Annotated in this window: 1 pseudogene; it reads right to left on the reverse strand. The window is 58.4% G+C overall.

Annotation, left to right across the window (positions count from 1 at the left end):
- Positions 1–551 (reverse strand): annotated as a pseudogene (locus ACP7EY_RS24050) (NADH-quinone oxidoreductase subunit L); the annotation flags it as partial.

Here is a 551-nt window from a genome sequence, read left to right on the forward strand (position 1 = left end):
CGCGTGTAGGCCTCGTCCAGATAAAATCCCGCATAGCTCCAACGACGCCAGTTAGCCAGCAGTTGCGGCCGTACTTGCAGCAGCGCCTGAAAGAAATACAAGGCCGCCATGCCTATCAAAGCGATCAGACCGAGCCCTTGGTGAGGGACATTCTGGAGACCAAGAGGCAGCGAGTGCCCCGCAGTGGTGGCAACCGTGAGGCCAATAACCATCAGAAACCCGCAAAATGCTTGGGCACTGCGTGCCTGCCAGTCGGTTTGTACGCCAGGTAACCACAGCAAGGGAGCCCAGGCGAGGCCAAGCACCACGCTCCACCACCAAGGCCAGGATGCATGACCCACCAGTTTAAGCACAAACAGCACAGCGGAGATTGTTACCACCGGTGCCAGTACCAGGCTGACAGTGCTTGGTGACGAAGCACCGCGCAAAATCTGCAAGCGGGTCTGGCGTACGGCGGTCGAAGCCGAAAGGAAGGCATGGGCCTTGTACAGTGAATGGCCAATCAGATGTAGAGCGGCAAGGGTGTAGAGGCCCAGCGCGCATTCAAGCAA

The organism is Massilia sp. DWR3-1-1, from assembly GCF_049898325.1.
Lineage (GTDB): Bacteria > Pseudomonadota > Gammaproteobacteria > Burkholderiales > Burkholderiaceae_D > JAFCUW01.